This is a genomic window from Cuneatibacter sp. NSJ-177, from assembly GCF_022867805.1.
Taxonomy (GTDB): domain Bacteria; phylum Bacillota; class Clostridia; order Lachnospirales; family Lachnospiraceae; genus Pseudolachnospira.
The window spans coordinates 353,936-366,636 of record NZ_JALIFO010000001.1 but is presented as its reverse complement, the minus strand read 5'-3'; the positions used below and the strand labels follow the sequence as shown (position 1 = coordinate 366,636).

Sequence of the window (12,701 nt, the reverse complement as noted above, 5' to 3'; positions counted from 1 at the left end):
TCCATTCGTTTTCTTGATTTCGTGCCCATTCGCGTCTGCGGACGAACACAGGTATTCTACGAAGCTTTGCTCTCCTTCGGCCAAGCGAAGACCTTTTTCGTGAAAGCAAAGCCTAACATAGCCGTCTCAGGCTAACCCTGCATTACAAGTTTCCGAACTGAATCTTTCTTTTAATCACGCGTCCTGTACATCCGCCTTTTTCACCTTGTCCTTCGCCCCATGGATTAAGATCAAGGCAGCGGCCACGCCGATTCCGATCACATCCGTGATCAGGTTCGGATCGATCAAGAGCAATGCCGCCGCGCAGAGCACCACGGTCTCGATGCGGCTGATCTCCCAGCGGACCAGATAGCGTTCCATCGCGCCTGCCAGGCAGTACACACCGGCAAAGGCGGTGATCAGCGCCCGGACGATATTGAGAAAAGAGCCGTCCAGCATCAGAGCCGGGTTGTAGATGAACATAAACGGCAGAATAAAACCAGAAATCGCAAGCTTAAATGCTTTAATTCCACATTTTCCCGGATTGCACTTGGCAATGCCGGCCGCTGCGTAAGCCGCCAGAGCGACCGGCGGAGTCACGCTGGAAATACAGCCAAAGTAGAAAATGAACAGGTGGGCGGCCAGAAGAGAAACATTCATCTTCACAAGCGCCGGCGCAATCAGGATTGAGAGAACCAGATAGCAGCCATTGGTGGGCATTCCCATGCCCATAATCAGCGAGCAGACCATGGTCAGCGCCAGCAGTAAAAACAGCTTGCCTCCGGCCACATCGATCAGAATCGTGGAAAGCCGGACGCCGATGCCTGTTCCCATAACGACGCCGATGATCACGCCGACGATAGCGCAGGCCACGGCTACGGTGATGCAGCCGTTGACGGAATTGTTGACGATCTCCTTGAACTTTTCAAAGTTGATCCTAGTCTCCTTGCGGAAGCAGGAAAGAACAACAGCCAGCACGATGGAGTAGAAACCGGTTCTGGTGATCGTCCATTTCCAAACGCCCAGGGCAACAACTAAAAATACCAAAGGCAGGATCAGGTAGGCGCGTTTCAGCACGTTTTTTTTATCCGGCAGGGTATCCTTGGCCACGCCCTTGATCCCATGCTTTTTTGCGTAAAAGTGTACTTGGAGCAAGGCGGCCAGATAAAAGAGCACCGAAGGGATAAAGGCGGCCTTCACGATCGTAAAATAGGAAACTCCAATCATCTCCGCCATGATGAACGCTCCGGAACCCATGATCGGCGGCATGATCTGTCCCCCGGTGGAGGCGGTGGCTTCCACGGCCCCGGCAAATTCCGGATCAAAGCCCACTTTTTTCATCATCGGGATGGTAAAAGTGCCGGTGCCCACCACATTGGCAATGGCACTGCCGCTGATGGATCCGAAAAATCCGCTGGCAATCACTGAAACCTTGGCGGGCCCGCCGGTGAATTTTCCGAACGCCATGGAGGCCAGCTGGATCATAAAGTCTCCCACGCCGGTGGCCTCAAAGATGGCTCCGAGTATCACGAACAGGGCCACGTTCTGTGCCGACGCATAAAGGGCTGTGCCAAAGACGCCCTCACTGCCAAGAAAAATAACATTTGTAAAACTTTTCAGCGTCATGCCCGTGTGTTTTAAAAAACCAGGCATCCACGGTCCTACAAAGGAGAAAACGATGAAGCAGCACACCACGATGGCCAGGGAGGCTGCCACGCGGCGCTTTGTCGCCACCAGCAGCCCCAGGATACAGAGGATTCCAAAGATGATATCCGTCTGATAAATAATTCCTCTCCGGTAAGTCAGAGCGCTCCAAATCTGAAAAACATACAGAATACTGACAGCCCCCAGGATGAGCAAAATCACATTCCAGGCTTTTTTAACCGCGCCCTGCTTCGGAATCATAAAGTCCTTCATATAGAGCAGAACCACCATGAACAACAGATGGACCGCCTTCTGCCCGACCCCGGATACGACGCCGAAGTAGGCGGTATACAGGTGGAACACAATAAACGCGACGGAGATCAGGAAAATCAATTTGTCCCAAATTTTGCTGAAAGAAGAAAACTCGGTCCCTTCTTCCCTGACGCTCCACATACCGGCTAACTTTTCTTTCATAAGAGAAAACTCCTTCCCATCACCCTTTGTGATCCATCTTCTTGATTTCCCGGCGGTTTACGATCTCCGTCAGAAAACCCAGCTCGCTTGTGTCGAAAAAAGAATACTTCACCCGCGGGTCAAACTCGTTCGTCACCTCCCGGACCAGCTTCACTCCTTTCTCCAAAAATCCGCTCCGCGTCTTTTCGTAGTCCGCCGTGTCGAAACACAGATGATGCAGGCCGTCCCCACCGTTTTCCTTCAGGAATTCGCTCCATAGGTTCCCCTCCTCCGTCGGGGACAGCAGCTCGATCTGGGCGTCAATATCGGGAAAATAGAGATGTGCTACCCGTACCCCTGTGTTGAATTCCACGATCTCGTCCGACTCGGCCCCCATCAGTTTCCGGTACCGCTCTACCGTCTGTTCCAGGTCCTTTACAACGATCCCCACCTGTGTAAAAACGAATTCCCCCGGTCGATTGGTTGTCACGTAATTCATTTCCTACCTCCTCTTTTCGCTTCCCGTCTGTGTTATGTATTATATTTTTTATTTAGCATATCATGCTACATATTGGTTGTCAATATTTTTAAAGCAAGAAAAAAGCGAATAATTCTTATGAATTACACGCTTTTTTCTTGCTTATTTAAGAGACATTGTTTTTGTATTCGCCATTTTTATTTTTTTCAGTACAGAATGTATTGCTTTATACTTCCAAATAAAATCCCTGACTCAGGAACTCTTCCGTCTCTTCCAGCACTCCTTTCGCCTCCTCATAGTTCTCCACCGCCACAGCAGCTGCAAAATAGTTGATCAGGCAGAGGGGCGCCGCGTAAGAATTCTTAAAGGAGGAACCGCGCACGCTGCAAGGAAACACGATTTCTCCGGCAGAATCCAGATTCCGGGAATTCTGGCTGGTCACCCGGATGATCTTCACCTGCCTTTTTTTCAGCCAAGCGATCATATTGGCCGTGCTTTTGGAATACCGGGGGAACAGGAACGCGATGCAGACGTCCTTTGGCCCGGCGCTGATCAGCTCCTCCGGATACAACATTCCCACCGATTGAACCAGACGCACGTTTTTCCGGATCTGCCCCAGACGGGACGCCGTATAGTGGGCCAGGGCAAAGGATCCCCGCAGGCCGATGATATAAACATGTTCCGCCCCGATCATGCGGCCGACGGCATCCTGCAAATCCGCCATATCCAAATATTTCAAGGTCTCCTCTATATTTGTGATATCATTTTGAAAAGATTCCCGCAGCAGCTCGTCCTGGGGCATGCGGGACATGGATTCGTTCAGCCGTTCCGGCAGACGGATCTTGTTTTTCAGATTGGACTGGATATCCTTTTGCATCTCGGAATAGCCGTTGTACCCCAGACTTCTGGCAAAACGAATGATGGTGGTGGTGCTCACCTTGATCCGGGCCGCCAGATCTTCCAATGTGTCGAATGCGATCAGGTTTAAATTCTCCATCACAAAATTTGCCACCGTCTTCTGGGAATACGTAAAGTTATCGTATTCTTCGGAAATTCTGCTCAATATATTCTTCATCATCGATTCCTCCCAAATTGAACTCGCTGCGTTTTTTCTCAATCCTCATTTTCTTTTCTCCCAGCCGTCTCGGACGAAGCCCAATCATCCGCCCGATGATCAACACCCGGCCCCTCCTGGCGTTTCCCGTTCCAAATCTCCTCCCGCGCAATTTCCATCCGATGGGCATAGGCGTTTTCCAAACGGTAACCGGAGCCTTCCGGCCGGTATTCCACCCAGTATGTCATCCTTCCGACCATGGCATAGCCACTGAAGTTCCCATTTTCCATCCGTAAGCGCCGCCCGGTTCTCTCGCAGAAAAGGACCGCAGATTCTGCCTCCTCTTCGATCAGATGCTCCCGCCCCAGCTTTTTTCGAACCTCCGGAGAACAGATGAGAGCGCCCAGCCTCGCGGAGGGAATCGTTTTCTCCCCCCATTCCAGAAGGGCCATGCGTTTGAGCTTTCTCCGGTTTTCCCTGCGCTCATTGATATCTGGCGCAGGGCGGCTCTCGTTTCCCAGATCCCAGAGCACGTCCAAAATATGGACCACTGGTTTTCCTGCTTCCGCGAAGGTATCCCGGCAATTCACACAATAGGTCACATAGGGCTGGCTGGCCTGGGTGATCCGTTCCTTCACGGCCTTTTGCAGATAATCCGGATTGGCAAAGGACACATGGCCGCCCCATCCGCAGCATTTTGCATTCTCCCGCTCATAAAGGAGCGGCTGCAAAGAATAACCGGCTGCAACGGTCAAATCCCGGACCGCCTGCTGGAGCTTTGCTTCCCGCCGGCTGCTACAAGAGTCGAAAACAGAGACCGTCCGGCCGTCCCCGGACCGCTTCGGGCTGCAATTTTGTTCCAGCAGGAACGGATATAAATAGTCACAGGTAATATCCGGCAGGTACTCCCGAAATATCTTCCGGCAGGTCGGACAAGCCAATATCACCACCGGTTTTCCCAGATCCATCCACGTTTTTTTGATCGCCAAAAAGACCTCCTCCTGCTTTTCCTGTTCCCCGGCCCAGACCGCAGGCGCTCCGCAGCAGGAAAGCAGCAAAGCCGTTCCCGGCTCCCGTTCCCGAAGGAACCGGTAAGATTCCGTCACATACCGCGGATCGGAGGCCCCCAGCTGACAGCCTGGGAAAAACAGATACCGGCAGGGCTCTTCGGAACGAGGACGCAGAAGAAGGGAAGCCTCGCTGCTCTGTGAAAACGCCAGATCCCTCAGCCAAAAATCATGATACACCCAGGGCAGACTGCCGTTTTTCTGCATGGCCCTCCGGCTCTCCAACAAGAAATGCTCCAAATCGATTTCTTCCGGACAGACCTCGCGGCAAAAGCCGCATTGATTGCAGGTGCCGATCAGCCGCTTCGCCAAGGTTCCGTTTCCATCGAGGCTCGCCGGATGGATCGTGTAGCACACTTCATCCTGAATGACTTGGGGATATTTCCGGTAATAATTCATCAGGTCGCAATGCTTCTGACAGGCGTCGCAGCGGCAGCCCAGACAGCGCCCTGCCTCCCTGGCCGCCTCCCGATCGTCGTATGCGCCCTCCTCGGAAGCAGCCTCGACCGCCGGCGCGTCTTGCAGCAGCCGGGTATCCAGCGCCACCCTTGTCTCCGACGGCGGCCGTCTCCGGTCCATTCTCCCGGTTTTCAGATAGTGCTCCGCCAACTGGGAGGCGGCCAGTCCGTCCGCCAAAGCTTCCGCCAGGCTCCCCCCCATCAGGGAACCGCCTAAAAACACACCTTCCCGGCTTGTGGCCAAGGTCTCCCGCTCCACGTCCCCCAGCAGGCCGAAGGCCTCGCCTCCCGCCCCGGTCGCCAGATAGGTCACGTCGTATCCCGGCGGATTCGGCTCTGTAATCTCATGATTCAGGCAAAGATCATACGGCGCGTAGCAAAACTGCCGCCGGATCTCCTCTAAAAAAAGATCTGGATCAAGCCGTTCCCATAGTTCTCCCCCAATGCGGCTGCTTTTTTCAAAAACCGTAACGGGATACCCCTTTTCCGCCATCCGTAGCGCGAAGGCCAGACCGCTGATTCCCGCCCCGATCACCGCCACGTTCTGCTGTTTTTTGGGCAAGTGATAGCGGGCCGGTTCCGGCAGGCCGGAATACGCAAGACATGCCTGCTCCAGGCGTTTCATTTCCACCGCCCCGCCGAAATCCTTCCGCGCGCAAAAATTCCGGCAGTTCTCCTCGCAGATGGCGCAGGCAATCCGCGGGAACCCGACGGCATTCCGATAAATCTGATAGGCTGCCCGAAAACGTCCTTTGCTTATTCTCTCACAAAACGCACGCCCATCCAAATGAAACGGGCAGGCCGCCGTACAGAATGCCTCTTCCTGCTCCAGACAGTTCTCGATGTGCTCCAACATTTCCATATAAGTCACCGGTTTCTTCTGATTTGCTTCATTATACGTGAAAATAGAATAGAAATCAAGATTTATCCAGATTTTTTGTATTTTTTAATACATCCGTATTTTTTAATAACTTTTTCTAGACTTGAAGTTTGGAATTCTTTGCGAATGGATGAAAATTGGTGGATGCTTCCTCTATCTCCAAATGAAACTAGGCGGCAGAAGCTAAGTTTCCTTGCTTTCCGCCGCCTATCGGTTCCTCTATCTGAGATCTGTGAAACAAAGATTTTTTACAGCCCCAATTCCTCTCCCACCAAAATCACCTTGATCCGCCCCGGCGCCTTACTGTAGCGTGTGGTTAAGAATTGGCAGCAGATGGTGTCCGGCATCTTGCAGTTGGCGCAGGTGCCCGTCTTTTTGCAGGGGGTGTTGATGGGAAAACGCTGGGCGTTGCTGGTGGCCGCGATACTGCGGGCACGGGAAAGGGCGTCCGCCTCGGTTTTCACCACCTTGTTGATTCCCACCACCATCAGCACGTTCTCCGGCCCATAGGCGATAGCCGCCACCCGGTTGGCGTAGCCGTCGATATTCACGAGAATACCGTCCTCACTGACTGCGTTGCTGCTGGCGAGGAAATAATCGCAGAAAAAGGCCTCGCGCATCATTTTCGTTCTCTCCTCCGGGGTGTTCACCGAATCCCGGTCAAAGATCTTCATCGATTCCTTGGATTTCAGCGCGCCTACCAGTCCGATCTCCTGGATGGACATGGAACCGCCCCAGCTGATCGAACTGCCGTCCGGGATCAAAGAAAGCGCTTGTTTTAAGGCCTCTTCTTTGGTCTCCGCGTACCAGGCTTCCATGTTTCTCGACTTCAAGGCTTCGACGACTTTAGCCCCCAACAGACGGTTCCTTACTTTTCGACATTCTTGCATACCATTTGCCTCCTTTTTCTGATTTTGTTTTCGGATCCATTCCACAATGATATCATAACTTTCCGGCCGGTGCGGGAAGGTGCAATTCGTACAATCCTTGATTCGATTTCCGTTCTTCTCAAAATACGCAGGATTGCCGGGGCAATGCTCCCGCAGGTAAAAAGGACAGTAACAAAACAGGCAGTTCAACTCCTCGATCCCTTTGTGGCAGGGATAATACTGGCACTCCCGGTTGGCAAAAAAGCGGCTGGAATTTTCCATCTGCACCCCTCCTATATCCATCTGTGCCCCCTGAAACGGCGGCGCAAGGCTTTCCCCATCCCCTCCGCGCAGGATGACGGTTTATCGGTGACTTTTCCGCTGCATTTTATAAATACAGGCGGTCAAAACTTTCCTTCCGGTACCGATCGAGACGGTCCGCCAGCGGACGGTGCTCCGGAAGGGTAAACTCCGGATCACTCCGCAGGATCTCCTCCGCCGTGTCGGAGGCCGCCTGCAGAATCCGGCTGTCTGTAAAAATATCCCCTAAGGAGAACTCCAGATTGCCGCTCTGGCGCACGCCGAACACATCGCCGGGGCCGCGCAGCTTCAAATCCTCCGAAGCGATCCGAAAACCATCGTTGGAATCCTTTAAGATTTTCAGCCGGGCGTTGTTCTCCCCGTCCCCGGACCCGTCCACAAAAATACAGTAAGACTGATGGCTTCCCCGGCCGACGCGGCCGCGGAGCTGGTGAAGCTGGGCCAGCCCAAACCGCTCGGCATTTTCCACCATCATCACCGTTGCGTTCGGCACGTTCACCCCCACCTCGATCACAGTGGTGGACACTAAAATTTGGATTTCTTTTCGCAGAAACTGTTCCATCCGCTCGTTTTTTTCTTTCGGCCTCATCTTTCCATGAAGATACTCCACACGGATGGACGGCGGCAGGGCGGCCCGCAGCCTCTCCGTATAATCAATCACGTTCTCCGCGTCCAGTCCCTCGCTCTCTTCCACCATCGGACAAATCACATAGGCCTGACGTCCCTCCTCGATTTCTTTTTGCAGAAAACGGTACGCTTTCGGCCGGTAAGAGACGTCCACAACACAGTTTTTGATGGGAAGGCGGCTTTTCGGAAGCTCGTCCACCACTGAGATATCCAGATCTCCGTAGAGAATGATCGCCAGCGTCCTTGGAATCGGCGTCGCGCTCATCACCAGGATATGGGGCGTGCTCCCTTTCTGAGAGAAAGATTCCCGCTGGCGTACGCCGAACCGGTGCTGCTCATCGGTAATCACCAGGGCCAGATTATCGTAGATCACCTTTTCCTGGATCAGGGCGTGGGTTCCGATGATCAGATCCGCTTCGCGGGCCGCAATTTTCTCGTAAGCCTTCCGCTTTTCGGAGGCGGTCATGGAACCGGTCAGCAGCACCGGACGGCAGGGAATCCCATGGTTTTCATAAATCTCGGTAAAGCTCTCCATATGCTGCCTTGCCAAAACTTCCGTCGGAGCCATCAGCGCTCCCTGATAGCCGTTCTCAGCCGCATCCGTCAAGGCCAGCAGGGCAAGGATCGTCTTTCCGGATCCCACATCGCCCTGAATCAGCCGGTTCATCAAGTTTTTCCCTCTGAGATCTCCGCGGATCTCCCCAAACACCCTTTTCTGCGCACCGGTCAGCTCATAGGGAAGCTGCTTTAAAATGGTATCCGACCAGGACGTCTTCTCAAAAGAAAACGGATTCGGCTTCTCCTCTTTTTTTTCTTTCAGCCGGCGGATGGCTAAGATAAAAAGGAAAAACTCGTCAAACACCAGGCGTTCCCTGGCAAATAAAAGTTCCTCCCTATCCGGCGGAAAATGAATAGTACGAATGGCATAGTTCCACTCTGCCAGCCCGTACCGGCCGCGGACTTCGGAGGGCAGAAACTCTTTCTCCAAATCTGCCTCATCCAGTACCTGGGCCACCGCTTTTCCGATCACTTTTCCGGAAAGGCCGCTGACCGTGCCGTAGACCGGGCGCAGCGTATTCTGCATCTGCTCGTAGTCTTCCGGCTTATAAATCTGAGGCTGCTCCAGGGTCAGGCCAAACCGGTTTCGGACCAAACGTCCCCGCAGCACCCAATGTTCCCCTTTGTGCAGCGTATTTTTCAGATAAGGCTGGTGGAACCAGACCGCTTTCACCCTCCCGCTCCCGTCCCCAACGGTCACGGATAAAGTGGCAAGCCGGCCGAAACGGCTGGCCTGGGGCAGCGTCATCAAAGTTCCCCGGATCGTGACAATCTTTCCTTCCTCCGCTTCTCCGATCGGAGTCGCCGGCGCAAAAGCGTCATACCGGGCCGGATAATGGCGCAGCAAATCCCCCACCGTCTCGATTCCCAGATGACGGAAAGCCTCCGCCGTCTTCGGACCAATCCCCTTACACTTACTGACAGGATCCGACTCCCGCATGATCTCACCTCACAACACAGTATGTTATAGTAAAACCGGGAAATCTGTCGCCAGATTTCCCGGATACTTTTGCCTGACTCAAAAATGCAGCTGTGAATCATAACTGCCGGATTCCCTCCCCGCTTTTCGCGGCTTACTCCACCGACGCTACATAGTAGTAAATCGGCTGGCCGCCGTAATGGACCTCCACATCACAGTCCGGATAGGAGGATTCCACCTTCTCCTGCATCAGCGCCGCGCGTTCTTCGCTGATATCCGCACCGTAATAAATGCTGATCAGCTCCGTGTCGCCGTCCACCATCGAATCGAGCATCTCGCGGGCAACTTCGTCGATCTCACTTCCGACAGCCAAGAGGGCGGAATGATCCCCGATTCCCATGATATCGCCCTCGTGGATCTCTTTTCCGTCCAGCGTGGTATTTCTCACCGCATAGGTGACCTGTCCGGTTTTAACGTTTCCCATCTCTTCCGCCATTGTGGAGGCGTTCTCCTCATCGGAACGGGAAGGGGAATAGTTGATAATCGCCGTGATTCCCTGGGGGATTGTCTTGGACGGTACCACCAGCACCTTTTTATCTTCCACCAGATGAGACGCCTGCTCGGCGGCCAAAATGATGTTTTTATTGTTCGGGAAAATAAAGATCGTGTCCGCATTGACCTTGTCGATGGCTTTCAGCATGTCATCCGTGCTGGGATTCATGGTCTGGCCGCCCTCGATGATCTCGTCTACGTTGAGCTCGCGGAAAATCTCATTCAGGCCGTCTCCGATCGAAACGGCAATAAAGCCCACCGCTTTGCGCGGCTGTTCGGCCTTCTTTGCCTTCTCTTCCTGGGCAATCCGGGAAGCCTCACGGATCAGCTTTTCTTCATGTTCTTCCCGCATATTGTCAACCTTCATACGGGACAGGCTGCCGTAGGTGAGCCCCTTCTCAAAGGCCAGCCCCGGATGGTTCGTGTGCACATGAATCTTTACAATCTCATCATCGGAGACCAGTACGATGGAGTCGCCGATGGACTCCAGGTAGGACTTCAGATCATGTTCATCCGCCTCGCTGTACTCCTTCTCCAGGTTGATGATGAATTCGGTGCAATATCCAAAGGTGATCTCTCCCAGATCCTCGCTGGAAGCGATCTCCCTGGGCCGCTCTGCCGCCGGAGCCTCGTTTTCCGCTGGAATCTCAATCTCCTTGCCGAGATAGCCGTCCAGAGCGCCTTTTAAAACCTGCATCAGTCCCTGACCGCCGGAATCCACGACGCCCGCCTGCTTTAAGACAGGGAGCAGTTCCGGGGTGTAGGCCAGAACCTTATCCCCATATGCGATCAGTTCCCGCAGATACGCTTCCATCTCCATGTCGGTATCCGCCAGCTCCATGGCTTTCTCGGCGATTCCCTTTGCAACCGTGAGAATCGTTCCTTCCTTCGGCTTCATAACCGCCTTGTAGGCCGTCTCCGTCGCTCTCTGGGCCGCTCTGGCCACCGCCGCTTTATCCAGCTCGTCAACCGTGCCGAGTTCCTTGGAAAAGCCGCGGAAAAGCTGAGACAGGATCACGCCGGAGTTTCCTCTGGCTCCCCGCAGGGAACCGGATGAAATGGCTTTCGCCAGAGTTCCCATGGTCACATCCGAAAGTCTTTGTACTTCTTTGACCGCCGACAAGATCGTCAAGGTCATATTCGTCCCGGTATCTCCGTCCGGAACCGGAAAAACGTTTAAGTCATTGATCCATTCTTTATTGACTTCCAGATTTTTAGCACCTGCCAAAAACATGCTGCGAAGCAGCTTGGCATCGATTGTATTCATAGACACAACAGTTTCCTCCTCAAACGGGTCAGTCGATCACCCGTACTCCTTCTACATAGATATTCACCCGCTCCACCGGAACACCGGTGAATTCCTCCACCTTATACTTCACGGTTTCGATCAGGTTGTCTGATACGGCGGAGATGCTGACTCCATAAGAAACAATCACGTGAAAATCAATGCAGATGCGATTCTCGTCGATGGTGACATTGATTCCGTTGGAAAGGCTCTCTTTGCGAAGGAGCTTGACCAAGCCGTCTTTCATATTTATAGAAGCCATACCGACAATACCGAAACACTCTACTGCGATGGTTCCAGCATATTTGGCAATGACATCGGTATCAATGAGGATTTCGCCCATCGGATTATTAATCCTGCATTTCATAGATATCCCTCCTAAGTTTTACTGATCCTACGCCTGCATGAAATTCGATTCCTGCCATGCAGTATCTCCGCACACGGAGAGTAATTATATTATACCGTTTTTATTTTAAAAAGCAAACACAATTTTTACAAACACAAGTTTTTTCAAAATCTGCTTGCAATTTTCTCGATCTTCTGCTATTATATTACATGTTCTGGGTCTGATGGGTTTCGTCTGACCTATTGTGGATGGCAAGGAGGTGCAGTTATGGCAAAGTGTGCGATTTGTGGTAAAAGTGCTCATTTCGGAAATGCGGTGAGCCATTCCCATAGACGTTCAAACAAGATGTGGAAGGCGAATGTAAAATCGGTTAAGGTGAAAGTTGGCGAAGCCAACAAGAAAATGTACGTTTGTACGTCCTGCCTGAAATCCGGTTTAGTGGAAAGAGCATAATTGTTTTGAGGGTTGATTTGTTAAAAACAGCATGGTTTAGGCCATGTTGTTTTTTCTTTTTATATCTTTCTTTTTCCACTTGACAAATCTCTGGTTATCTTCTAAAATGAACATTGTTCATATTAAAAAGGAGAACGCGGATGAATACGAAAGTGACTTCCAGGGAGGCGATTCTTGCCGAATGCCGCAAGCTCGTCATGGAACAGGGGATCTCCGCCCTGAATATCCGTTCCGTGGCCCATGCCTGCGGGGTAGCCGTCGGATCCATTTACAATTATTTTCCCTCGAAAACCGACCTGATCGGCGCCGCCGTTGAGGATGTTTGGCGGGATATTTTTCACTTGTCCGGAAAAGACCTGGCTTTTCAGTCCTTTTCCGACTGTCTGCTCTGGCTGTTTCACCGGATTCGGGCAGGCTGCGACAAGTATCCCGGATTTTTCACCTTCCACTCCATGAGTTTTGCGGCCGGCGAAAAAGAAGCCGGACGTCAGCGGATGGAAAAATACTTTGGGCACATAAAAAAATGCCTTCGTGACGTTCTGGAGGCGGATCCCAAAGTGCGCCCGGACGCATTTGGCAAAGATTTTTCGCCGGATATTTTGGTCGAGTTTGTCTTTACCCTTTTTACCTCCATGATCCTCCAGAACCAGGATCAGTGCAAACCTTTGCTGGAAATGGTAAGCCGGTGTATCTATCAGGATGCCCATCCGGTTCCTTGATTTTCCCACCAAGCCGAGTGGGAAAATTTTATCCCTCAA

General features: G+C 52.5%; 10 protein-coding genes and 1 pseudogene. 2 read left to right on the top strand and 9 right to left on the bottom strand.

Annotation, left to right across the window (positions count from 1 at the left end; translation table 11 throughout):
* Positions 1-174 precede the first annotated feature (174 nt).
* The 9 genes and pseudogenes from MUB23_RS01565 to MUB23_RS01525 all read right to left on the bottom strand — a co-directional run bounded on the left by MUB23_RS01565 (position 175) and on the right by MUB23_RS01525 (position 11,511).
* Complete coding sequence (locus tag MUB23_RS01565) at positions 175-2,097, bottom strand: TRAP transporter permease (protein ID WP_244798431.1); 1,923 nt, start codon at positions 2,095-2,097, stop codon at positions 175-177.
* A 19-nt stretch (positions 2,098-2,116) separates the two neighbouring features.
* Positions 2,117-2,575: a VOC family protein gene (locus tag MUB23_RS01560; RefSeq protein ID WP_244798430.1), complete on the bottom strand. Its 459-nt coding sequence runs from the start codon at positions 2,573-2,575 to the stop codon at positions 2,117-2,119.
* A 205-nt stretch (positions 2,576-2,780) separates the two neighbouring features.
* A complete protein-coding gene (locus tag MUB23_RS01555) occupies positions 2,781-3,632 on the bottom strand; it encodes a MurR/RpiR family transcriptional regulator (protein ID WP_244798429.1) in 852 nt (283 codons plus the stop codon).
* A 35-nt stretch (positions 3,633-3,667) separates the two neighbouring features.
* Entirely contained in the window at positions 3,668-6,004 is a 2,337-nt protein-coding gene (locus MUB23_RS19745; RefSeq protein ID WP_330641758.1) for a pyridine nucleotide-disulfide oxidoreductase/dicluster-binding protein, read from the bottom strand.
* Between the two features lie 257 nt (positions 6,005-6,261).
* Complete coding sequence (locus MUB23_RS01545) at positions 6,262-6,903, bottom strand: lactate utilization protein (protein ID WP_244799017.1); 642 nt, start codon at positions 6,901-6,903, stop codon at positions 6,262-6,264.
* A 24-nt stretch (positions 6,904-6,927) separates the two neighbouring features.
* Positions 6,928-7,164: pseudogene (locus tag MUB23_RS19950) on the bottom strand (cysteine-rich small domain-containing protein); the annotation flags it as partial.
* Between the two features lie 106 nt (positions 7,165-7,270).
* On the bottom strand, positions 7,271-9,328 hold the full coding sequence (recG, locus tag MUB23_RS01535; RefSeq protein WP_244798428.1) for an ATP-dependent DNA helicase RecG: 2,058 nt from the start codon (positions 9,326-9,328) through the stop codon (positions 7,271-7,273).
* A 133-nt stretch (positions 9,329-9,461) separates the two neighbouring features.
* Entirely contained in the window at positions 9,462-11,132 is a 1,671-nt protein-coding gene (locus MUB23_RS01530) for a DAK2 domain-containing protein (protein WP_244798427.1), read from the bottom strand.
* A 22-nt stretch (positions 11,133-11,154) separates the two neighbouring features.
* Positions 11,155-11,511, bottom strand: a complete 357-nt coding sequence (locus MUB23_RS01525; RefSeq protein WP_244798426.1) for an Asp23/Gls24 family envelope stress response protein — start codon at positions 11,509-11,511, stop codon at positions 11,155-11,157.
* Between the two features lie 246 nt (positions 11,512-11,757).
* On the opposite strand from MUB23_RS01525, the gene rpmB reads away from it, so the two are divergent.
* Entirely contained in the window at positions 11,758-11,943 is a 186-nt protein-coding gene (rpmB, locus tag MUB23_RS01520; protein ID WP_191553607.1) for a 50S ribosomal protein L28, read from the top strand.
* Positions 11,944-12,083: 140 nt separating this feature from the next.
* On the top strand, positions 12,084-12,662 hold the full coding sequence (locus MUB23_RS01515) for a TetR/AcrR family transcriptional regulator (RefSeq protein ID WP_244798425.1): 579 nt from the start codon (positions 12,084-12,086) through the stop codon (positions 12,660-12,662).
* Positions 12,663-12,701 lie beyond the last annotated feature (39 nt).

What these genes read in the sequence shown, in the direction of transcription:
- MUB23_RS01565 (WP_244798431.1), bottom strand. Translation starts at nt 2,097, where the DNA reads ATGAAAGAAAAGTTAGCCGGTATGTGGAGCGTCAGGGAAGAAGGGACC.
- MUB23_RS01560 (WP_244798430.1), bottom strand. Translation starts at nt 2,575, where the DNA reads ATGAATTACGTGACAACCAATCGACCGGGGGAATTCGTTTTTACACAG.
- MUB23_RS01555 (WP_244798429.1), bottom strand. Translation starts at nt 3,632, where the DNA reads ATGATGAAGAATATATTGAGCAGAATTTCCGAAGAATACGATAACTTT.
- MUB23_RS01545 (WP_244799017.1), bottom strand. Translation starts at nt 6,903, where the DNA reads ATGCAAGAATGTCGAAAAGTAAGGAACCGTCTGTTGGGGGCTAAAGTC.
- recG (WP_244798428.1), bottom strand. Translation starts at nt 9,328, where the DNA reads ATGCGGGAGTCGGATCCTGTCAGTAAGTGTAAGGGGATTGGTCCGAAG.
- MUB23_RS01525 (WP_244798426.1), bottom strand. Translation starts at nt 11,511, where the DNA reads ATGAAATGCAGGATTAATAATCCGATGGGCGAAATCCTCATTGATACC.
- rpmB (WP_191553607.1), top strand. Translation starts at nt 11,758, where the DNA reads ATGGCAAAGTGTGCGATTTGTGGTAAAAGTGCTCATTTCGGAAATGCG.
- MUB23_RS01515 (WP_244798425.1), top strand. Translation starts at nt 12,084, where the DNA reads ATGAATACGAAAGTGACTTCCAGGGAGGCGATTCTTGCCGAATGCCGC.